This is a genomic window from Streptomyces sp. NPDC047917 (assembly GCF_043204345.1).
In the GTDB taxonomy this organism is placed as follows: Bacteria; Actinomycetota; Actinomycetes; order Streptomycetales; family Streptomycetaceae; genus Streptomyces; species Streptomyces sanglieri.
The window spans coordinates 1-21,571 of record NZ_JBIDCA010000001.1; the positions used below are offsets into that span (position 1 = coordinate 1).

Here is a 21,571-nt window from a genome sequence, read left to right on the forward strand (position 1 = left end):
TTTCCCTTTCCGGCGAGTCCGACTCTATCAGATCCTTTCGGGCCTGATTCCCAGTCAGCGGGGTTTGTCTTCCCGGCCGTTGGGCCGTTCCGACGTCCGAACTCTAGCGGATTTTCCCGGCGACTCATAATCGAGTCCTCGAAATCAATTTCGGCATGCCGAAATTGTCCCGAGTGGGAGATCGTGCTGAGTTTGGTTGCCGCATTCGCGGCTGGATCGGTTGTCGCAGAACCGTTCCGGCTCCGTGACAACTCGAAGAACCTTACGGACCGGTGAGGAGTGTGTCAACCCGGCCAGGTCAAGCCCTTTTCCCACGTGTCGGACACGGCTTCAGTCCAGGTCGGTGAGGCGGCCGCCGGCGTCCGGCTGGGCATGCTCCACGCGGCGCAGGAGCCGGATCAGCATGTCGCCGAGGCCGCCGCGCTCGTCGCCCGTGAGGTCCTGGAGCAGGTCCTCCTCGAAGTCGGTGGCCATCCGCATCGCCTCCAGCCACTTCGTACGTCCCTCGTCGGTCAGCTCGACGATCACGCGCACCCGGTTGTTCTCGTCCCGGTCGCGGGTGACCAGGCCCTCGCCCGCCATGCGGTCGATGCGGTGGGTCATCGCCGCCGGGGTGAGGCCCAGGCGCTTGGCCAGCTCTCCCGGGCCCAGCCGGTACGGGGAGCCGGCCAGGACCAGGGTCTTGAGGACCTCCCACTCGGCGTTGCTGATGCCGAGGGCGGCGAGCTGGCGTCCGTACGCCACGTTCATCCGGCGGTTCAGTCGGCCCAGGGCCGAGACGACCTGCTCGACCTGCGGGTCCAGGTCGCGGAACTCGCGCTGATAGGCGGCGATCTGCTCGTCGAGGCTCGGCTCCTGCGGTCCGGGCTGCTCGGTGGTGTCAGGCATGGCGGGCAGTATGGCACGCCCTCCAAAGCCATCGAAGTCCTTCGAGCTGTATTGTTGAGGTTCTAACTTTAGTGCTAAAGTCTTCGGGTTCGAGTCGTTCGGATGGCTCGGCATGTCACTTCGAGACCTTGAGGTAGGTGAGTGTGACCAGGGAGATGGGTGCAGCACTGCGGCGGATCCAGCTGGGGAGCGCGCTGAGCGCGTTCGGGCTGGGGTTCACCGTTCCGTATCTGTACGTCTATGTGGCACAGGTACGTGATCTTGGTGCTGGCACCGCGGGAGTCGTGCTTGCGGTCTTCGCCATGGCGGCGCTGGCCGTTCTGCCGTTCACCGGCCGTGCAATCGACCGGCGCGGGCCGCTGCCCGTGCTCGTCGCCGCCTCGGCCATCGCCACCCTGGGCGCGGTCGCCCTCGGCCTTTCGTCGGGCGTGACCGCGTCGGTGCTGTCGGCCGCGGTGCTCGGCGCGGGCACGGCGGTCATGCAGCCGGCGCTCGCGACCATGCTCGTGTGGTGCTCCAGCACCGCCACCCGTACCCGTGCCTTCGCCATGCAGTTCTTCCTGCAGAACCTGGGGCTCGGCATCGGCGGGCTGGTCGGCGGGCAGATCGTCGACACGAGCCGGCCGGAGACCTTCACCCTGCTGTTCCTCATCGAGGCCGCGATGTTCGTCGTGCTCGGTGTCATCGCCTGCACGGTGCGGCTGTCGCGTGCGCCCGTCATCGCGGACGCCAGGCCGAGCGACGGGTCCAAGGCCCCGGGCGGGATGCGGGCGCTGCTCTCGCACCGGGCCATGGTGCAGCTGTGCGTGCTGGGATTCGTGCTGTTCTTCGCCTGCTACGGACAGTTCGAGTCCGGGCTCGCGGCCTACGGCACCGAGGCCGCCGGAATGCAGCCCTCGACGCTCGGGATCGCGCTGGCCGCCAACACCGCCGTCATCGTCGTGGCGCAGTTCGTCGTACTGCGGCTCGTCGAGCGCCGCCGGCGCAGCCGGGTCATCGCCTCGGTGGGTCTGATCTGGGCGTTCGCCTGGATCGTGGCGGGTTACGCGGGGCTCGGACACGGCAGCCAGACCATGGCGACGGCCGCGATGATCTCCACGTACGCGCTGTTCGGGCTCGGTGAGTCGATGCTGTCGCCGACCGTGGCCCCGCTGGTGGCCGACCTGGCGCCGGAGTCGATGGTCGGTCAGTACAACTCGGCGTTCGCCCTGTGCAAGCAGCTCGCGCTGGCGGTCGGTCCGGCCGTCGGCGGGCCGATGGGGGCGACGCTGCACGGGCCGTACATCGTGACGTTCGTGCTGTTCTCGCTGGGCATCACGGTGCTGGCGCTGCGGCTCGGCCGGCGGCTCACCCCCGTACAGGACCAGCCTTCGCTGGAGACGGTGCCGTCCAGGGTGGTGGCCGTGTCACTGCCGGACACCGGGTCGGGCGCCGCTCCCGCCGCCTCCGAACCTGCCGCCGCCCGCTGAGCGGCCGGGCCCTGTCACCGGCAGGGCCCTTCTCAGTGCGGCAGGGCGAATTCGCACCAGACCGCCTTGCCGCCGCCCGGGGTGCGCCGGCTGCCCCAGGACGAGGCGATCGTCGCGACGATCGAGATGCCGCGGCCGGCTTCGTCCGCCGGGTCGGCCCGGCGACGGCGCGGCAGGTGGTCGTCGCCGTCGGTCACCTCGATGATCAGGCGCCGGTCGGTTCGCCGCAGCCCCAGCCGCATCGGCGGGGTGCCGTGCTTGAGGGAGTTCGCGACGAGCTCGCCTGCGGCCAGGACGCCCAGGTCGCAGAGCTCGACCGGGAACCGCCACGAGGTGAGGACCCCGGTCGCGAAGGCGCGGGCGCGCGGTGCCGCCTCGATGCCGCCGAGCAGATCGAGCGAGGCGTTGTGGAACAGCTCCGCGCTCGCCCCCGTGCGGGCCGGGTGCTGGACCACCAGCACCGCCACGTCGTCGTCGTGTTCCGCGGTGACGCCGAGGGAACGGATCAGCCGGTCGCAGACCACCTGTGGTGAGCCCTTGGCCCCGGAGAGGGCGCGTTCCAGCGCGGCGACGCCCTCGTCGATGTCCTCGCTCCGGCGTTCCACCAGGCCGTCCGTGTAGAGGACGGCGGTGGAGCCGGGCGGCAGGTCGATCGTGCCCGAGGTGTGGATCCAGCCACCGGTGCCGAGCGGCGGGCCCGTGGGGTCCTCGGCGCGGTGGACCGTGCCGTCCTCGTGGCACACCAGGATCGGGAGGTGGCCTGCGGAGGCGTAGACGAGCCGGCCCTCGTTGGGGTCGTGGACCGCGTAGGCGCAGGTGGCGATCTGGCTGGCGTCGATCTCGGCGGCGAGGCCGTCCAGCAGCTGGAGCACCTCGTGCGGCGGGAGGTCGAGCCGGGCGTAGGCGCGTACGGCCGTACGGAGCTGGCCCATGACGGCGGCGGCCCGCACCCCGCGGCCCATCACGTCCCCGATGACCAGGGCGGTGCGGCCCGCGCCGAGGGTGATGACGTCGTACCAGTCGCCGCCGACCGCGGCGTCCGTGCCGCCGGGCTGGTAGGTGGCGGCGATCCGCAGGTCGTCCGGCTGCTCCAGCTCCTGCGGGAGCAGGGAACGCTGGAGGGTGACGGCCGTTTCGCGGTGACGGCGATCGCTGGCTCGGAGTCGTTCGGCGGCTTCGGCGTGGTCGGTGACATCGGCGGCGTACACGAGGACGCCGCTCTCGCCTCCTCTGCCCCTGCCGTTCCTGGAGCCCCTGCCGCCCTTGGTGCTTCTGGTGCCCTTGTTGCTCCCGCCGCCCTTCTCGTTCTTGTCGTTCTTGTCGTTCTTGTCGTTCTTGTTCGGCGGGTTGCCGTCGTCGGCTCCGCTCCCGTCGTCCCTGTCCCGGTGCACCGGGGTGCAGGTCACGGTGTACGAATTGCCGCTGCGGACCTTGCGGGACTTGACCGTGCGCGGGGTGCCGCTGCGCAGGACCTGGTCCATGAGGGGCAGCAGGCTCAGCTCGTCGAGCTCGGGCATGGCCTCGGCGGCGGTGGCGCCGGCCGGGCGGGGGCCGAAGGCGGCGGCGTAGGCGTCGTTGACGTACGCGATCCGGTGGTCGGGGCCGTACACCAGGGCCACCAGGGCGGGCAGCTGGCCGAGGATGTCCCGGGCGGACAGGTCCTCCAGCGCGGGGCCGTCCGGCCGGGGCGCCGCGCCGCGCGAGTCGTCCAGTGGTTCGTGATCCGTACCGCCCTGCGGGTCGCCGTCCGGGTCGCCGTCCGGCGGGCGGGGACCGGTCTCGGGCTGTGCGTACTCGGCGCGGGCCGAGGGCACGGAACTGCGGTCGTCCCGTGCGGCGGCGCGGCGCTGCGTTCCAGGTAGGCGGGCGCTCCAGCGCGTGAAGTTCACGGAATTTCTGGCCTCGTGTGTCGGTATGGTCCGCTCTCGCGGGCTGCTCACTGTCGGTCACTGCCGGCCGGGTCACTCTGTGCAGATGTGGGCCCACCTATGGTCACACGTCCAGTGTGGCGGACCGTACGGACAGTTGTCGGTACGGCCGGCCCCCGGGCGGGTGCGCGGGCGGGTCGACGATCCGTCAGCCGCCGCTGCCCGTCGGGCCGTCGGGCCCGGAGCCGGTGTCCGGCCCCGGCGAGTTGCCGGGACGTGGCGGGGTGTCCCGGCCCGGCGGGCCGTCCGGTCCGGGGTGTCCGCCGCCCGCGGCGAGCGCGAACTCGGCGCGCGGGTGTTCCAGCGAACCGAGGGAGACGATCTCGCGTTTGAAAAGCCCGGCAAGGGTCCATTCGGCAAGGACACGGGCCTTCCGGTTGAACGTCGGGACACGGCTGAGGTGGTACGTACGGTGCATCAGCCAGGCCGGATATCCCTTCAGCTTACGGCCGTAGACATGGGCGACGCCCTTGTGGAGGCCGAGTGACGCGACGGAGCCCGCGTAGCTGTGCCGGTACTCCTTCAGGGGTTCCCCGGCGATCGACGCGAGGATGTTCTCGGCGAGGACCTTGGCCTGGCGCACCGCGTGCTGGGCGTTGGGCGCGGTCTTCCTGCCGGCTTCTTCAGAGGTCAGGTCGGGCACGGCGGCGGCGTCCCCGGCGGCCCAGGCGTGCCCGACGCCCTCGACGGCCAGCTCCGCCGTGCACCTGAGCCTGCCGCGTTCGTCGGTCGGCAGGTCGGTCGCGGCGAGGACCGGCGCGGGTTTGACGCCCGCGGTCCACACGAGGGTGCGGGTCGGGAACCGGGATCCGTCGCTCAGGACGGCGATCCGGCCCTCGCAGGACTCCAGCCGGGTGTCGAGGCGTACGTCGATGTTGCGGCCGCGCAGCTCACGGATCGCGTACGTGCCCATCGTCTCGCCGACCTCGGGGAGGATCCGGCCGGACGCCTCGACGAGGATCCATTTCAGGTCCTCGGCCTTGATGTTGTGGTAGTACCGCGAGGTGTAGCGGGCCATGTCCTCCAGCTCGGCGAGGGCCTCGACGCCCGCGTAGCCACCGCCGACGACGACGAAGGTGAGCGCGGCGTCGCGGATGGCTGGGTCGCGGGTGGCGGAGGCGATGTCCATCTGCTCGATGACGTGGTTGCGCAGGCCGATGGCCTCCTCGACGGTCTTGAAGCCGATGCCGTGGTCGGCGAGGCCGGGGACCGGGAGGGTGCGCGAGACGGAGCCGGGGGCGAGGACGAGTTCGTCGTACGGGATCTCGACCGCGCCGGTTCCGTCCTCCCCGGTGGCGAGGGTGGTGACGGTGGCCGTGCGCTTGGCGTGGTCGACGGACTGCGCCTCGCCGATCACGATCTTGCAGTGCGCGAGTACGCGGCGGAGCGGGACGACGACATGGCGCGGTGAGATCGAACCGGCGGCCGCTTCGGGCAGGAACGGCTGATACGTCATATAGGGCTCGGGGGTGACGACCACGATCTCGGCCGTACCGCTTCTGAGTCTCTGCTTCAGCTTCCGCTGGAGACGCAGCGCTGTGTACATCCCGACGTAGCCGCCACCGATGACGAGAATGCGCACACCCGGTGGGGGGCCGGGGGGTGTTCCCCCGGAATCTGAAGCCATCACCACCCCATGACGCAACGTGCTCAAGGGTTTGTCCACAGCCTCGACAAATTGTGTGACCGGAGGTTCTCGACGGGCGGTGGTCGCGCGGCTCGGCGGTGATGTGCAAGCGGCGCAGGTCAGGGGTTGAGGCGGAGGTTCCGGACCGGGGCCGAATCAGTGAACAACCGGTCCTTGCACCGATCGGGGGGCGCTCCGTGCGGAACTACCCCCTTCTGAATTGAGCTGGGCTCAACTATGTTCGTATGTCGTCGGGGTGTCGGATGGAGACCATGATCCACTCTCCGGCTCAAACGGCGGGAAGTCTCCGGGGGGAGACGTCATAACCGGGGGAACAGTTATGCACATTCAGGATTCTTGGCAGGTTGCCGCTACGGTTCCGTCCCTTTCGTCCGATGGAACGGGACGAAACGGAGCGGTGGTCAACGGAGCGGTGGGAACGGCCGGGACGACGGTGGCGACGGGTTCGGTCGGCACGGTCGGGACCGGCGGGGCCAATGGAACGACCGGGGCCGCCGGTGCGGCCGGGGCGAATGGCCGCTCGGCTCCGCTCCGCGTGGACGCTCAGCGCAATCTGGAACATGTCCTGCGGGCCGCACGCGAGGTGTTCGGCGAGCTGGGGTACGGGGCTCCGATGGAGGACGTGGCGCGTCGCGCCAGAGTCGGAGTCGGCACGGTGTACCGACGCTTCCCGAGCAAGGACGTGCTGGTCCGGCGGATAGCCGAGGAGGAGACCTCCAGGCTCACCGGCCAGGCCCGGACCGCGCTCGGCCAGGAGGACGAGCCGTGGTCGGCGCTGTCGCGCTTCCTGCGTACGTCCGTGGCCTCGGGCGCGGGGCGGCTGCTGCCGCCCCAGGTGCTGAGGGTCGGTGTGGATGTCGATTCCGACAGCCCCGACAACGCCGACAGCTCCGGTGGGTTCGCCGGGTCCGGCGGGTCTGGTGGGTCCGGTGGCAGTGACCTGACGGCGGCCGGGGAGCCGGTGACGGTATCGGGCTCGGCGCCGGGCGGCGAGCGGGACGAGGCACGGGTGCCTCAGCAGCGGCAGGGTGCCGGCCAGGCCGATCTCCCGTCGGCCGACGGGCGTTCCGCCGCGGAGACCGGTGTCGAGGACGACGGCACGGGAGCCGGCGAGCTGCTGGAGGTGGTCGGCCGCCTGGTGGACCGGGCACGGGCCGCCGGTGAACTGCGTCGTGATGTGACGGTCGCGGATGTGCTGCTGGTGATAGCGACGGCGGCGCCTTCGCTGCCCGACCCGGCACAGCAGGCCGCCGCTTCGAGCAGGCTCCTGGACATCCTGCTGGAGGGACTGCGTTCCCGGCCCGCCGCCTGAGCAGAGTGCGTGGGCGCAGTGGTGCCTGTATGTGCCGCTGCGCCCGGCACGAATGGTTGATGTGGCCCGTTTTGGTGGGTTCTCGACTGATGGCCCGTCATCCGCTCAACCAGGCCGTACCGGCACCCGCGTCCGCCCCTCGCGCTGCCGGAATGCCCGCCCTCTTCCCGTCTCGGCGCGGACCGGCGAGCTCTGTGCTCCCGAATCGCGGACTGCGGCGACACCTCGTACCCGCGGAAAGTGATCTGCCAGCTTTCCCCGAATGAATGGCTGTTAGTACTCACATTCGGAAAAACGCCCCGGATGAGTGGTTGCGGGGGCTGAGGGTCCGACGGGATTGCGCCATGTGGCACTCTTGCCCGATGTTCGGGTCCGACAGCGCATACGGGGGCTACCGCGATGAGCGGTGACGGGCAGCAGGAAGAGGCGTTCGACGACGTCTCCGCCGTGGGCGGTGTCGCGGAGGCCGGAGGGCGGTCCGCCCGGCAGGTTCCGAGCCAGGCCGGGCCCGGGCGGTCGAGCAGTGACGTCGCGGGCGGCACGGTGCTGCCGGGTCCGTGGCCGGCTCCGGCCGATCCCGATCCCGGTCCAGAGGCCGGTCCAGAGGCCGGTGTCGCGGTGCCCATGCAGCGGGAGGGCGGCAGCACCGGCCTCACCGACGCCTCCGGCGCCGCGCCCTCCGACGCCGATCTGATCCGGCAGATGCGGGACGGCGACGACCTCGCGTACGAGGAGCTCTTCCGGCGCCACTCCGACGCGGTGCGACGCTACGCGCGGAGCTGCTGCCGCGACGCCCACACGGCCGACGACCTGACGGCCGAGGTCTTCGCCCGCACGCTGCAGGCGGTACGGCGGGGCAAGGGGCCCGAGGAGGCCGTTCGGGCCTACCTCATGACCGCCGTCCGCCATGTCGGCGCCGCCTGGACCAAGACCGCGAAGCGGGAGCATCTGGTCGACGACTTCGCGGTGTTCGCCGCGCAGGCGTCCCAGGCCTCCCAGGTGTCGGACGCGGACACGCTCGACCTGGGCGCGGATGTGCTGGCGATGCACGAGGCCGAGCAGTCGATGGCCATGCAGGCGTTCCGCAGTCTGCCGGAGCGCTGGCAGGCGGTGCTGTGGCACACCACCGTCGAGGAGGAGTCGCCCAGCGAGATCGCCCCGCTCTTCGGGCTGACCGCCAACGCCACGGCGGTGCTGGCCAGCCGGGCCCGCGAAGGCCTCAAGCAGGCTTACCTGCAGGCGCATGTGAGCCAGGCCCTGACCGCCGGTGGCGACTGTGCGCGCTACGCCGACCGGCTCGGCGCGTACGCCCGGGGCGGGCTCCGCATGCGGGCCGAGCGCGGCCTGCGCGGACATCTGGAGGAGTGCTCGAAGTGCCGGCTCGCCGCAGGCGAACTGGCCCATGTCAACGCCGGGATCCCCGCGCTGCTGCCGGTCGCGGTCATCGGCTGGTTCGCCGCCGGGTACTCGCTCAAGGCGGCCGGGATCGTCGCCGGTGGCGCGGCCGGCGCCGCTGGTGCGGGTGCCGCCGCGGCGGCCACCGGGGGAAGCTCCGGCGGAAGTGCGGCCGGTGGTGCCGCGGCCTCCGAGGGGCTCGGTGCGCCGGCGAAGGCCGGTATCGCGGCGGCGGTCATGGTGGCCGCGGCAGCCGGGCTGGTCTGGGCGCTGGTCGGCGACGACCAGCCGAAGCCCGAGGCCAGGCCCGCGACGAAGCCTGCCGTCGTGGCTCCTCCGGCGCCGACCCCGCCGCCCGCGCCGAAGCCGACGCCACCGAAACCCGCTCCCCCGGCCCCGCCCGCGCCCGCGCCCGCGGCGCCGACGCCGCCCAGGCCGACGCCCAGGCCGACGCCGCCCCCGAAGCCCACGGCCGAGCCGAAGCCCCCCGCGCCCAAGCCGAAGCCGACGCCCACCCGGACGCCGCCCCCGACTCCGACGCCCCCGGACCCGACGCCCTCGCCGTCTCCCGCGCCGAGCGTCTATCAGGTCAGTGAGCTGAGCTATTCGATCCTGGGCGACCACTCCGAACCGGAAGTGGTGATGGGTGAGAGCAGTTGGGTCTGGCAGCGTTCCCAGGTGTCGATCGGCGGCACGACCTACGCGCACGGGGTGACCGTCAACAGCAATTCCTCGGTCACCATCCAGCTGAACAGGCAGTGCACACGGTACGAGGCCCTGGTCGGGATCGACGATTTGACGATGGGCCTCGGCTCGGCGCGCTTCTCCGTCTTCAACGGCGACGGGACACGGCTCTGGCAGTCCCCGGTGATGAACGGTGACGACCCGGCCATGCCGATGAGCGTCGGTATCGCCGGTCAGGAGAGCATCCGGCTGGTCGTCGAGCCCGGCCACCCCGGTGGCTTCACGGCCCTCGCCAACTGGGCGAATTCGAGGATCAGCTGCCAGTGAGGCGGTCCGGCGGCGCACCCGGGGTACCCGGCCCGCCCGAGGCGCCCGACCCGCCCGAGGCGCCGGGCGCCCCCGATGTGCCCGGCGTCGCCGGGAGCTCCTCGGTGATCCGGGTCAGCAGGTCGATGACCTCGTCGACGGTCAGGGTGCGGCCGGCGGCGCGCTCCGACTCGTACAGCTGAGGTCCGAGCTCCTCGCGTGCCCGCCGCCCGGTCCCGGCCGCCTCGGCCTGCTGCGCCTCGGACCTCAGGTCGAACGGGCGCCAGCTGTCCGCCGCCGCCAGGATCCGTACGGCCGCACCGTGCCGGCCCACCTCGGGCAGCACGTTCGCCACGTCCTCCGCCAGCTGCCCGGTGACGAGCTCGGCGCACTGGGCGTCCCGCGCCGCGCGGAGCGCCGCCGTCAGCCCCCGCACGCCCACGACCGGACCACCGCCGGGCCCCGGTTCGCGCACCGCGATCCGGGCGGCCAGCCCGTCGACCACGGCGTTGACGTGCGGTGGCAGGCTGCCTCGTCCGACCGCGCCCGCCGCCTCGGTGACCAGATGCCGCGCCGCCACGATGTCACCCCGCTCCAGGGCCACGCCGGCACGCAGGAACTGCCCGTACGCGCGGGCGTCGTGCACCTGGTAGCGCTCCGCCTCCCGCTCGGCCTCGGTCAGGAGCCGGTCGAAGTCCGCGAGCTCCCCGTTCAGATGGGCGAGTTCGGCGAGGCGGGCGAGGAGGAACGGCGCCTCGATGTGCGCCCCGACCTCACGGGACAGCAGCAGTGCCTCCTCGTACGCCGCCCGGGCCTGCGCCGCCCGGCCACGCATCACGGCCGCCTCCGCCGTCGCGCTGGCGACCTGCGCCCGGATCCAGCGGTCGCCGACCCGGCGGCTCAGTTCGCTCAGTTCCGCGAGATCGGCGTCGACCCCGGGCATGCCGCCGGGCATGTCGACGACCATGTGGGTGCGGTACATCAGCGTGACGCAGTACTCCCAGGCGCCGCCGTGGACCCGGGCGTTCTCGACCGCCGACTCGATGTTCGCGTGGGTTCCGGTCACCGTGCCGGTCCTGAACGTGGCCATCGGCCAGAGCAGTCCCGGGAAGCGGGCAGACTGCGGGCCCGAGGACCTGAACGCGTCGGCCACCCGCGCCATCAGCGCCTGGTGCTCCTCGTCGTCATGAAGGTCCTCGGTGGGCCGGGTCTCCAGTACGAGGAAGTGCCGCAGCATCTCCAGGTGCATGCGCGGCCAGTAGCGGGGGTCGCCGGTGTCGGCCGGCTCGGGGCCGAGCGCCACGGCCCGTTCGGTCCAGGTGAGGCCTTCGGTGCGGAAGTTGCGCAGCCACCAGAACCACCCCATGCCGAGAACCAGTCGTACGGCCTCCGGCTCGGACGGGCCCGTGAGGACGGTCCGGTGGAGGGCGGCCCGGATGTTGTCCAGCTCCGTCTCCAGCCGCTCGATCCAGGGCAGCTGCTCGCCGGAGCGGATGCGGGGCTCGGCCCGCTCGACAAGTGCGAGGAAGTACGCGGTGTGCGCGCTCGCGGCGGCGGCGCGTATCTCCGGAGCCTCGGCGGCGCGTTCGGCGGCGTACTCGTGAATGGTCTCCAGGAGCCGGTAGCGCATCTCACCGGCGGCGGCCGGGGTGGCGACGACGAGTGACTTGTCGACGAGAGCACCGATCAGATCGGCGGTGGAGAGCCGATCGGGGAACGGCTGGACAGGATCCGACCCGGGAAAGGGGCTGGCAGGATCCGCTCCGGGAAAGGGACCGGCAGAGCCTGCCGCTCCGGGGAAGGGACCGGCAGAGCCTGGCCCGGATGTGACGACGGCTTCTGCGGCCTGAAGGTCCCAGCCGCCCGCGAAGACGGAGACCTGCCGCAGAGCCGTGCGTTCGTCCTCGTCGAGCAGGTCCCAGGACCAGTCGACGACGGCACGCAGCGTCTGCTGACGCGGCAGTACGGTGCGGCTTCCGCCGGTCAGCAGACGGAACCGGTCGTCGAGTCGGTCCGCGATCTGGCGCGGGCCGAGCATCCGCAGCCGGGCGGCGGCCAGTTCGATGGCGAGCGGCTGCCCGTCGAGCCGCCGGCAGATCTCGGCGACGGCGTCCGCGTCGTGCGCCGCCCCCTGCCCGGGGTCGAAATCGGGGCGTACGGCACGGGCGCGCTCGGCGAACAGCCGGTGGGCGGGATCGGCCGGGAGCGGGCCGACCGGTCGTACGGATTCGCCGGGGACGCCGAGGGGTTCGCGGCTGGTGGCGAGGATGCGCAGCCGCGGGCAGTGGGTGAGCAGGGTCTCGGCGAGCGCCGCGGCCGCGTCGATGACGTGTTCGCAGTTGTCCAGGATGAGCAGGACGGGGCGGATGCGGGAGCGGTGCGCCAGGTGCTCGACGAGGAGTTCGGTCGGGTCGGTGCGCGGCGGCGGTGTGTCGCGGCTGGTGTCACGCAGGAGGGCCGTCTCGCGCAGCCCGAGAGCGGACAGGACGGCTCCGGGTACGTCCATGGGGTCTTCCACGGAGGCGAGTTCGGCGATCCAGGCATCCGTGGGGGCTCCATGGGCGGCGGCCTCCTCGGCCAGCCGGGTCTTGCCGGAGCCGCCGGGGCCGGTGAGGGTGACCAGTCGGGAACGGGTCAGATCGCTGCCGATGGAGCGCAGTTCGGGCTCGCGCCCGACGAACGAGGTGAGCCGGGGCCGGAGGTTGCCGACCGGTACGGGCAAGGCAGCCGAGGCAGTCGGGATCGGCGAGGCAGCTGGGACCGGCAGGACGGGCGAGGCAGCTGGGACCGGCGGGGCAGTCGGGACGGGCGGGGCAACCGGGGTGGCCGAGGTCCCTGCCGCCGCCGTCACCTGCGAGTGTGACGCCGGCTGCGACGACGACCGGGCGGGAGGTGATTGCGGCTGGGTCAGTGACTGCGGCTGCGACCGGGTAAGCGACTGCGACCGGGGCAGCGACTGCGGCTGTGACGGCGACTGCGGCAGGGGCTGCGACGGGGTGAGCAACTCGCGGTGCAGTGCGATCAGTTCAGGCCCGGGATCGGTCCCGAGTCCGTCGGCGAGAGTGCGGCGGGCGTCCTCGTACGCTGCCAGCGCATCGGCCTGGCGGCCTTCCGCACGCAGCGCACGGATCAGCTGGGCCCGGAAGCGTTCGTCGTACGGGTGGGCGGAGGTCAGCTCCATGAGCTCCGGTACGAGGGTCCGAGGGCCGCTCGTCCGTCCGCCGCCGGGCCCCGCAGCGGCGCTTGCGCCCATGGCCGCGCACCGCAGGTCGGCCTCGATGCGGCGCTCCAGCGCGGCCAGGCGGTGGGCATCGGGGCGCAGGGCGTGGTCCCGGTCCGGCAGATCGGCCAGGGCGGGGCCGCGCCACAGGCCGAGTGCGGTACGGAGTGTGCGCGCCGCCGTCGCGGGATCGCCCGAGTCGAGCTCCTCGGCGCCCCGGCGGGACAGCCGCTCGAAAACGTGCAGGTCGACGTCGTCCGGTCCGGCCTCCAGGCGGTAGCCCCCATGGGTGCTCGCGATCGCGTCCCGGCCCAGTGTCCGGCGCAGCCGGCCGACGAGAGCCTGGAGTGCGGCGGGAGCGTCGTGCGGGGGATCCGCGCCCCATATGTCGTCGAGCAGAACGGCGACGGGGACGGGAACAGGACGTCCCGCTCGCAGCGCGAGGGCGGCGAGCAGGGCACGCAGCCGGACGCCGTTCACGGGCAGCACGGCGCCGTTCTCGTCCAGCGCCTCGGTGACGCCGAGGATCAGGTACCGCATCGGGCCATTGTGTCCCGCGCTTCGACCGACGGCAGCCGACCGCCCACACCGGCCCGCACCGGCCCCGTTCCGGCCATGCCGTCCCATAACCCTGACCACACCGGCCCCACACCGCACACACCGCCCCCATTCCAGCCGTGCCGGCCCCAAACCCGACCACACCGGCCCGCACCGGCCCCGTTCCAGCCATCCGTCCCAAACCCCGACCACACCGGCCCCACACCGGCCCGGACCGCCCCCATTCCAGCCGTGCCGACCCCAAACCCCGACCACACCGGCCGCACCCCGACCACACCAGTCGGCCGGCCGACCACACCAGCCGGCCTGCCAACCCCAAACCTCGACGGCCCCGGCCCCGGCTCCGCACCAGCCGGGCCGCAACCCGTGCCTACGGCTGCAGTGTCCGCCTGGCCGGCACCACTCCGCCCGCGACCGCGCGCTGGCGGGGCGCCGCCGTTCCCGTCCAGCAGGTGCCGCGCCGCGACACCAGGCGGCGCAGCCAGAGCTCCGTGGACGCCAGGTGCGCGAGGCCGTCCAGCGGGAGCGGTTCGCCCTCGGAGGCCGCGCGCAGGGCCTTCCGTACGACGCGGGCCTCGACCAGGCCCGCGTCGGCGAGGAGCGGGGCGTCGAAGAGGGCGATCAGCTCCGGGAGGGCGGCGCGCAGACCGGTACGGGCGGTCGCGTTCGAGGTGGCGCGGGAGGGGGTGGTGCCCCAGCCCGGCGGCAGGTCGTGGATGCCCGCACCCGCGAGCACCCGGCGCAGGATCGCGGCGCGGGCGCCCGGCTGGACCCGGAGCGATTCGGGGAGCGTGCGGGCGGCGCGTACGACCTGGTTGTCGAGGAAGGGGGCGTGCAACCGCTGGCTGCGGTTCTCGGCGGCCTGTTCCAGGATCCGGTGGTCGGCGGCGTACCGGGCCAGGGCCGCCCTGGCCCGGGCCTCGCCGGGCCGCTGGACGGAGACCGGGCGGACCGCCGCCTCCTGGAGCCGCACCGACACCTCGGCGAGCGCCTCCCCCGTGAGCCAGCGCGCGGCGGGTCCGGGCCGCGACCAGGCGAGGGCGGCGAGCGAGGCGTCGGCGGGGGTGTCGAGGTCGGGGGCGTTCCGGTTGGCGTCCGGCAGTCGGCCGGCCGCCGCTTCCAGGCCGGTGCGGTACGACGTACGGGACAGGCGGCGGGCCGCGCGGTAGACGGTGAGCGGTACGACCAGGGAGTGCGCGCTCGGGCCCTCCGCCCTGGCGAGGGCGGCGACCGGGCGCAGGAGATGGCGTCGGCGACGGTCCATCAGCAGGTCGGCGAGGCGGGCCGGGTGGGCGTCGAGGACCTGGCGGGCGCCGCCGCCGACGAAGTGGTCGGCGCTGCCCGAGGCGAGGCGGCGGCGGTGACGCTCGGCGACGACGAGGGACGGGGCGGGTTCGTCGGTGAGCGGGCCGCCGCCCAGGTCGGCGTAGGGCAGGGCCTCTTCCCCGGCCGCGACGACCACGTGGTGCAGGCGCGGGTTGGCGGCGATGACGCGGGCGCGTTCGAGTTCGTCCTCGTGGCCGCGCGCGGTGAGGTCGTTCAGGGTGACGGCGAGCAGCCGTTCGCCCGCGCCGGTGCCGTGGCCCAGGAGGGTGCCGGGCAGGCCCGGCAGTCCGGCGGCGAGCAGGGCGAGGGTGGCGGAGGCACTGCCTCCGGACAGGTCGGAGCCGATGCCGGGGACCGGTGCGCCACGGGCGGCGCGCCGCTCGGCGGGGCCCATTCCGGGGACCGGGCCGGGGTCGGGCGGCAGGGTCTCGGGCGCGTGGCGTGGGGCGAGGAGCCGGGCGCGTACGGCTTCGACCAGTGCGTCGCGTACGCCTTCGACGGCGCTGACCGGGTCGATCTGGGGTGCGGCCACGGCGAGCGAGGCCACCGCCTCGTAACCGGTGATCTCGCGCGAGCCCTCGCGGAGGATGAGGGCGTGACCCGGCGGGATGCGCTTCACCCCGGCGTACGGGGTTCCGTCGCGCAGCGCCTCCGGTGTCTCCGGGCAGGCCAGCAGGGCGGCCAGGTGGCCGATGTCCAGCTGGGCCTCGATGAGGTCGGCGAGCGGGAGTGCGGCGGTGGCGTACGCCGTGCCGCCCGCCCAGGGGGTGTAGAAGACGGGGCGGGCTCCGGCGAGGTCGCCGATGACGGTGATCCGGCGGCCGATCTGGACGACGGTCGTGTAGCTGCCGGGCCAGGAGGTGAGGTGGCGCAGGGCTCCGCCGCGGGCGGCGAGGAGGCCTGCGCGCAGCTGTTCGTCGGTGGCGCTGCAGCAGCCGAGTACGGCCATCCGGGCAGTGGGCGCGCCTTCGGCGGTCTCGACCGTGGTGATCCGGATCTCGTCGGGCCGCCAGTCCCCCACCGCCCAGAGCGGATCCGGGTCGCCCCACAGGAGTTGGGAGCCCACGGGGTGCATCGTGCGCCCCTCGTCACCGGGGCCGACCGCTCCGGCCGTGCCGAAGCTCGCGGCGATACTGCTCCACCCCACCAACCAACGCACCGCCGCCTCCACAGGCTGTGGACAAAACGGCGCAGCAGGAAAGTATCGGGTGAACACCGGTAACGCGCGGCGCCGTTGCGAACATGCTGCCACGACAACGGCGCGCAGGAGGGGCTACGTACGGCGCACGTCGGAAGGGCATGCGCCCCTGGCAAAGGCCGGGCCGGGCCGGTGCCGGGCCCCGCCGGGCCGCCACCCGGGCCGTCAGCCGGGTCCGCCGGGGAAGCGTCCGGCGCTTCGGCGACAGGACTCCACGCCACACTTCCGCCGGGCGCGTCGTCCGCCAACTTGCGTACGGAACAAACGTGTTGTGTGACCGGTGCGAGCCGGATTCGCCAGCCGAAATCCGGCCATACTCAAGCCGTTCCCGAGCCGCCGCGAACCACTCGCGGACCGTTCCACGAAGGACCCTCCGGCGGTCGACGAGATGTCCGCGAAACGGGCGGCTCAACCTCGGGCGACCAGCGACATTCGGCCATTCTCAGAGCGGGTCGGAACCTTGCGGGGCGGCACCCGCCGCACCGGAAGTCCCCTTTCGCCCCACTTCATTCGCCGAATCTTCCCGAATGCCTCCAGGACACCTCCGGCAGCCGCGAAGGATCTCCACCGGGGCCGCCGACGCACAGTCCGGGAGGTGTCGTTCACCTCCCGGACCGGTCCGCCGCCTGCGGGGAATGAGGCGGCAGTGCCCCCCAGCCCACTGAGTCCTGTGCAGCGGGCCGACCCACGCAGCACCCATGGAAACGCTTCCGAAACAGCCGGACGAGAGCGCACGGCCGGGCGCACGGCCACACGCCGGGAGCACGTCCGCGGCCCGGCCCGCGACGCCGGCGCCGCACTCGGACGACGCCTCTCACGTGCCGTTCCCGTGCGCCGTCGGGCAGCCGTCCGGGCCCGGCGGACCCGGCGTCCGGACCGCCTCCGGGCCCCGTACCGACCACTCCCGGCCCGCGCCCGCTCCGTACCCGGACCACACCCGAACCCCATCCGTTCCACCACCCGCGTCCGCACGGACAACAATCCCGCCATACGGACGTCTGCCCCTTAACGGTAGGGATGCGGCGAACTACGCTGGGTTTACTGAGGTTCTCTGCAGGAGGCATATTCCTCGGGGCTCGGCCATATGCGTGTGCGGCCGGAGTGCCGGGGTTCGCCGCTGGGGAGGACACGGTACGAATGCCGCGCGCCGCAACGGTGACGCGGCGGCCGTCTGTGTGTCGAGGGGTGGCGCATGTCCAGGGAGCAACGCGGACCGAACGAGAAGCTCGGAACCGTTCTCGCCCTCGCGGGAATCAGCAACGCCGGGCTCGCCCGGCGGGTCAATGACCTCGGGGCGCAGCGCGGTCTGACACTTCGGTACGACAAGACCTCGGTGGCCCGGTGGGTCTCCAAGGGCATGGTGCCGCAGGGCGCCGCGCCCCATCTCATCGCCGCGGCGATCGGCGCCAAGCTCGGCCGGCCGGTCCCGCTGCACGAGATCGGGCTCGCGGACGCCGACCCGGCGCCGGAGGTCGGGCTGGCCTTCCCGCGCGACGTGGGCGAGGCGGTCCGCTCGGCGACCGAGCTGTACCGGCTGGATCTGGCCGGGCGGCGGGCGGGCAGCGGCGGCATCTGGCAGTCGCTCGCGGGCTCGTTCTCGGTGAGCGCGTACGCGACGCCCGCGTCCCGCTGGCTGATATCCCCCGCCGACGCGACGGTGGAACGAGACGCGGCGGCAGCGGCCGGGGCCCCGGCCTTCGACCCCCACGGCGCACGGGGCGCACGGAGCGATGCAGGGGCGCAGAGCCCGCCGGGCACGGTGGCGAGGAGCACGGCGGCGGTGCCGCCCGGCGCCCCGGCCGCGCTGAACGCCCGGGCGGCCCGGACAGCGCTCGGCACGCTGGGCGCGCTGGGGACGCGACAGGCACCCGCCATCCCCGCCCAGCCCCGCCCGGGCGCGGCACCGGCACCCGCGTCGGCCCCGGCGGCGGAACCGGCACCCGTGCCCCCCGCCGTCCCGCCCACCGCGATCTCCACCACCAGCGACATCTCCCCGCTGCGAGTCGGCCACAGCGATGTCTCCAAGCTGCGCGAGGCGGCCCAGGACGCCCGCCGCTGGGACTCCAAGTACGGCGGTGGTGACTGGCGTTCCTCCATGGTTCCCGAGTGTTTACGGGTCGATGCCGCACCGCTGCTGCTCGGTTCGTACAGCGACGAGGTGGGCCGGGCGCTCTTCGGCGCCGCGGCCGAACTGACCAGGCTCGCCGGCTGGATGGCCTTCGACACCGGCCAGCAGGAGGCCGCGCAGCGCTACTACATCCAGGCGCTGAGACTCGCGCGGGCCGCGGCCGACGTCCCCCTCGGCGGCTACGTGCTCGCGTCCATGTCGCTCCAGGCGACGTACCGCGGCTTCGCCGACGAGGGGGTCGACCTCGCGCAGGCCGCCGTGGAGCGCAACCGGGGCCTCGCCACGGCCCGCACCATGAGCTTCTTCCGCCTGGTGGAGGCGCGTGCCCATGCCAAGGCGAACGACGCGGCCGCCGCGGGGTCCGCGCTGAAGGCCGCCGAGGGCTGGCTGGAGCGCTCCAGGGACGGCGACGCGGACCCGTCCTGGCTGGGCTTCTACTCGTACGACAGGTTCGCGGCCGACGCCGCCGAGTGCCACCTCGATCTGAAGGCGCCCCGGCAGGTGCGGCGCTTCACCGAACAGGCGCTCTCCAGGCCCACCGAGGAATTCGTCCGCTCGCACGGGCTGCGGCTCGTGGTGTCGGCGGTGGCCGAGCTGGAGTCGGGCAATCTGGACGCGGCCTGCGCCGCGGGCACCAGGGCGGTGGAGGTGGCGGGCCGCATCTCCTCGGCGCGGACCACCGAGTACGTACGTGATCTGCTGCACCGGCTCGAACCGTACGGTCACGAGCCCCGCGTCGCCGAGCTCCGCGAGCGGGCCCGGCCACTCCTGGTGGCTCCCGCCTAGCGGCCCCGGTCGTCCCCGGTCGTCACGGTCGTCCCCGTCGTCACGGTCGTCCCGGTCGGTCCACGCGGACCGACCGGCGCACTACGGCGGGCGGGCGGACGGCGCCGGCAGACAGCGCCGGCCGTCAGCGACAGCCGGCAGCAGGCAGCGACGGCAGGCATACGCGCGGTGTCGTCACGGCGTCCGGGCGGTGTCCGCGTGGACACCGGTGTGCCACGGGCCGTAAAGATTCGGCGCCACGCTGGGCCGCGCTGGTTTGAGTGCGTTGTCAGTGGGTCAGTGCACTATCGGGGTGGGAGGTGGCGTGATGATGACGCGCGCGGCGTACGACTGCGATGTGCTGGTGATCGGCGGCGGGATCGTCGGCCTGTCGACGGCGTATGCGATCACGCGCACCGCTCCGGGCACCCGGGTGACGGTCCTGGAGAAGGAGTGGGGCCCGGCCCGGCACCAGACCGGGCGCAACAGCGGAGTGATCCACAGCGGCATCTACTACCGACCCGGCTCGCTCAAGGCCCGCTACGCGGTGCGCGGCGCCGCCGAGATGGTCGACTTCTGCGCCGAGCACGGCATCGCCCACGCGGTGACCGGCAAGCTGATCGTCGCGACCGAGCGGTCCGAGCTGCCCCGGCTGCACGCCCTGGTCCAGCGCGGCCGGCAGCACGGACTGCCGGTGCGCGAGCTGGGGCCCGCCCAGATCGCGGAGTACGAGCCGCAGGTGAGCGGCCTCGCCGCGATCCGGGTCGGATCGACCGGGGTGTGCGATTTCGGCGCGGTCGCGGCCCGGTTCGCCGCCGAGGTGAGCGGGGCCGGCGGGGTGATCCGTTACGGGGCGGAGGTCACCGCGATCGACCGGCGTCCCTGGGGCGTGGCGGTGCGCACCGCGGACGGCACGGTGGTGCGGGCCCGGGTCCTGGTCAACTGCGCGGGGCTGTACTGCGACCGGGTGGCCCGGCTCGCGGGCGACGACCCGGGCATGCGGATCGTGCCCTTCCGGGGCGAGTACTACGAGCTGGCGCGGCCGGAGCTGGTGCGCGGTCTGGTCTATCCGGTGCCCGATCCGGCGTTTCCGTTCCTCGGGGTCCATCTGACCCGGGGCCACGACGGCGGCGTCCACGTCGGTCCGAACGCGGTGCCCGCGCTGGCCCGCGAGGGCTACGGCTGGCCGGTCGTGCGCCCGCGCGAACTGGCGGACACCCTGGCCTGGCCCGGCACCTGGCGGATAGCGCGCAGACACTGGCGGTACGGGGCGGGCGAGGTGCACCGCTCGCTGTCGAAGCACGCGTTCGCCCACGCCGTACGGCGGCTGCTGCCGGAGGTGACGGAGGCCGACCTGAGACCGGCCCCGGCCGGGGTCAGGGCCCAGGCGGTGCTGCGGGACGGCACCCTGGTGGACGATTTCCTCATCCGCGAGGCCCCGCACACCGTCCACGTGCTGAACGCGCCGTCGCCCGCCGCGACGGCCTCGCTGCCCATCGGGCGGGAGGTGGCACGCAGGGCGCTGCTCCGGGCACGGGAGACCGGGTGGAGACCGCCCGCCGTAGAATCGGGGCATTGTGTCTGAGCCCATGAACCCCTCCGAGAGCCTCTCCGGGGACCTCCCCGAGAGCTCCTCCGAGCACCCCTCCTCGCCCGCTGCCGGGATTCCGTCCGCAACCGGGACTCCGTCCGCTGCGGAGACTCCGTCCGCTGCCGGGATCACGTCCGCTGCGGGGATTCCGGACGATCTGCGCGCCGCCGCCTTCGAGCGGCAGCGCAGGCTGCGCCAGGAGCCGCGCTTCCCGGGCGGGCCCGCCGTCGACCCGGCCGGCTCGCACCACGAGCGCCGGATCCGCAGCTTCCAGCCGCGCCGCAGCCGCGTCACGCCCGGCCAGGAGGACGCCCTGCTGCGGCTCTGGCCGAAGTGGGGCCTGGACATCGACGGACAGCGCGTCCTCGACCTGCCCGAGCTGTTCGACGGGCTCCCGGCCGTACTGGAGATCGGCTTCGGGATGGGCGAGGCCACCGCGCAGATGGCCGCCGACGATCCGGGCACGGGCATCCTCGCCGTCGATGTGCACACCCCCGGCCAGGGCAATCTGCTCGGCCTCGCGGACCGCAACGGCCTGTCGAACATCCGGGTGGCCAACGGCGACGCGATCATCCTGCTGCGCGAGATGCTCAAGCCGGACTCGCTGGACGGGCTGCGGGTGTACTTCCCCGACCCGTGGCCCAAGAAGCGCCATCACAAGCGGCGGCTGATCCAGCCGGAGTTCCTCGATCTGGTGGCACAGCGGCTGAAGCCGGGCGCGGTGATCCACTGCGCGACCGACTGGGAGCCGTACGCCGAGCAGATGCTGGAGGTGCTGAGCGCGCACCCCCTCTTCGAGAACACCCAGGCGGACGGCGGCTACGCGCCCCGGCCCGCGTTCCGGCCGCTGACCCGGTTCGAGGGACAGGGCCTGGACAAGGGCCACGTCGTGCACGACCTGCTCTTCGCCCGCAGCTGAGAGACCGGCCTGCGGCCCCGGAGCGTGCCGGGGCGGTGGGCCGGGCCGGTGGGTTGGGCTGGTGGGTTCGGCTGGTGGGTTCGGCTGGTGGGTTGGGCCGGTAGGCCGGGCCACCGGGCTGGGCCGGGCCTGCGGGCGCATCGGTCTGCGCGTGTCTGCGGGCGCATCGACCCCGCCCGTGTCTGCGGGCGCGTCGGGTCTGCGCGCCAGGTGCCGGTGGGCGCCCCATGGTCAGG

The 21,571-nt window shown here is 73.2% G+C and carries 11 protein-coding genes; 6 read left to right on the forward strand and 5 right to left on the reverse strand.

Features of this window, described 5'->3' with window-relative positions; translation table 11 throughout:
• Positions 1–330: 330 nt before the first annotated feature.
• Positions 331–888, reverse strand: a complete 558-nt coding sequence (locus ACGF8B_RS00005) for a MarR family winged helix-turn-helix transcriptional regulator (RefSeq protein ID WP_072488604.1) — start codon at positions 886–888, stop codon at positions 331–333.
• 155 nt (positions 889–1,043) lie between these two features.
• Here ACGF8B_RS00005 and ACGF8B_RS00010 point away from each other — a divergent pair, with 155 nt between their 5' ends.
• A complete protein-coding gene (locus ACGF8B_RS00010) occupies positions 1,044–2,357 on the forward strand; it encodes an MFS transporter (protein WP_392734404.1) in 1,314 nt (437 codons plus the stop codon).
• Positions 2,358–2,389: 32 nt separating this feature from the next.
• Here the strand turns inward: ACGF8B_RS00010 and ACGF8B_RS00015 are convergent, their stop codons facing one another.
• Both ACGF8B_RS00015 and ACGF8B_RS00020 read right to left on the reverse strand, forming a co-directional pair.
• Positions 2,390–4,246, reverse strand: a complete 1,857-nt coding sequence (locus ACGF8B_RS00015; protein ID WP_392733304.1) for a SpoIIE family protein phosphatase — start codon at positions 4,244–4,246, stop codon at positions 2,390–2,392.
• 187 nt (positions 4,247–4,433) lie between these two features.
• Positions 4,434–5,912 carry an NAD(P)/FAD-dependent oxidoreductase gene (locus ACGF8B_RS00020; protein WP_392733306.1) on the reverse strand — a complete coding sequence of 493 codons (1,479 nt, stop codon included), beginning with the start codon at positions 5,910–5,912 and terminating at the stop codon, positions 4,434–4,436.
• A gap of 340 nt (positions 5,913–6,252) precedes the next feature.
• Here ACGF8B_RS00020 and ACGF8B_RS00025 point away from each other — a divergent pair, with 340 nt between their 5' ends.
• Positions 6,253–7,245, forward strand: coding sequence for a TetR/AcrR family transcriptional regulator (locus tag ACGF8B_RS00025; protein WP_392733308.1), 993 nt, complete (start codon positions 6,253–6,255; stop codon positions 7,243–7,245).
• Positions 7,246–7,644: 399 nt separating this feature from the next.
• Positions 7,645–9,651, forward strand: coding sequence for a sigma-70 family RNA polymerase sigma factor (locus ACGF8B_RS00030; RefSeq protein WP_392733310.1), 2,007 nt, complete (start codon positions 7,645–7,647; stop codon positions 9,649–9,651).
• Here ACGF8B_RS00030 and ACGF8B_RS00035 read toward each other — a convergent pair.
• Together ACGF8B_RS00035 and ACGF8B_RS00040 are read right to left on the reverse strand one after the other, a co-directional pair.
• Positions 9,638–13,390: a BTAD domain-containing putative transcriptional regulator gene (locus tag ACGF8B_RS00035; protein WP_392733312.1), complete on the reverse strand. Its 3,753-nt coding sequence runs from the start codon at positions 13,388–13,390 to the stop codon at positions 9,638–9,640. The genes ACGF8B_RS00030 and ACGF8B_RS00035 overlap by 14 nt on opposite strands.
• 388 nt (positions 13,391–13,778) lie before the next feature.
• Positions 13,779–15,893, reverse strand: a complete 2,115-nt coding sequence (locus ACGF8B_RS00040; protein WP_392733314.1) for an asparagine synthase-related protein — start codon at positions 15,891–15,893, stop codon at positions 13,779–13,781.
• Between the two features lie 1,231 nt (positions 15,894–17,124).
• Between ACGF8B_RS00040 and ACGF8B_RS00045 the strand changes: the two genes are divergently transcribed.
• The 3 genes from ACGF8B_RS00045 (at position 17,125) to trmB (ending at position 21,335) form a co-directional block, all read left to right on the forward strand.
• The gene (locus ACGF8B_RS00045) at positions 17,125–18,846 is read left to right on the forward strand and encodes a sporulation protein (protein ID WP_392733316.1); all 1,722 of its coding nucleotides are present in this window, start codon (positions 17,125–17,127) and stop codon (positions 18,844–18,846) included.
• A 307-nt stretch (positions 18,847–19,153) separates the two neighbouring features.
• Positions 19,154–20,410, forward strand: a complete 1,257-nt coding sequence (lhgO, locus tag ACGF8B_RS00050; protein ID WP_392733318.1) for an L-2-hydroxyglutarate oxidase — start codon at positions 19,154–19,156, stop codon at positions 20,408–20,410.
• Positions 20,411–20,414: 4 nt separating this feature from the next.
• On the forward strand, positions 20,415–21,335 hold the full coding sequence (gene trmB / locus ACGF8B_RS00055; protein ID WP_392734406.1) for a tRNA (guanosine(46)-N7)-methyltransferase TrmB: 921 nt from the start codon (positions 20,415–20,417) through the stop codon (positions 21,333–21,335).
• Positions 21,336–21,571 lie beyond the last annotated feature (236 nt).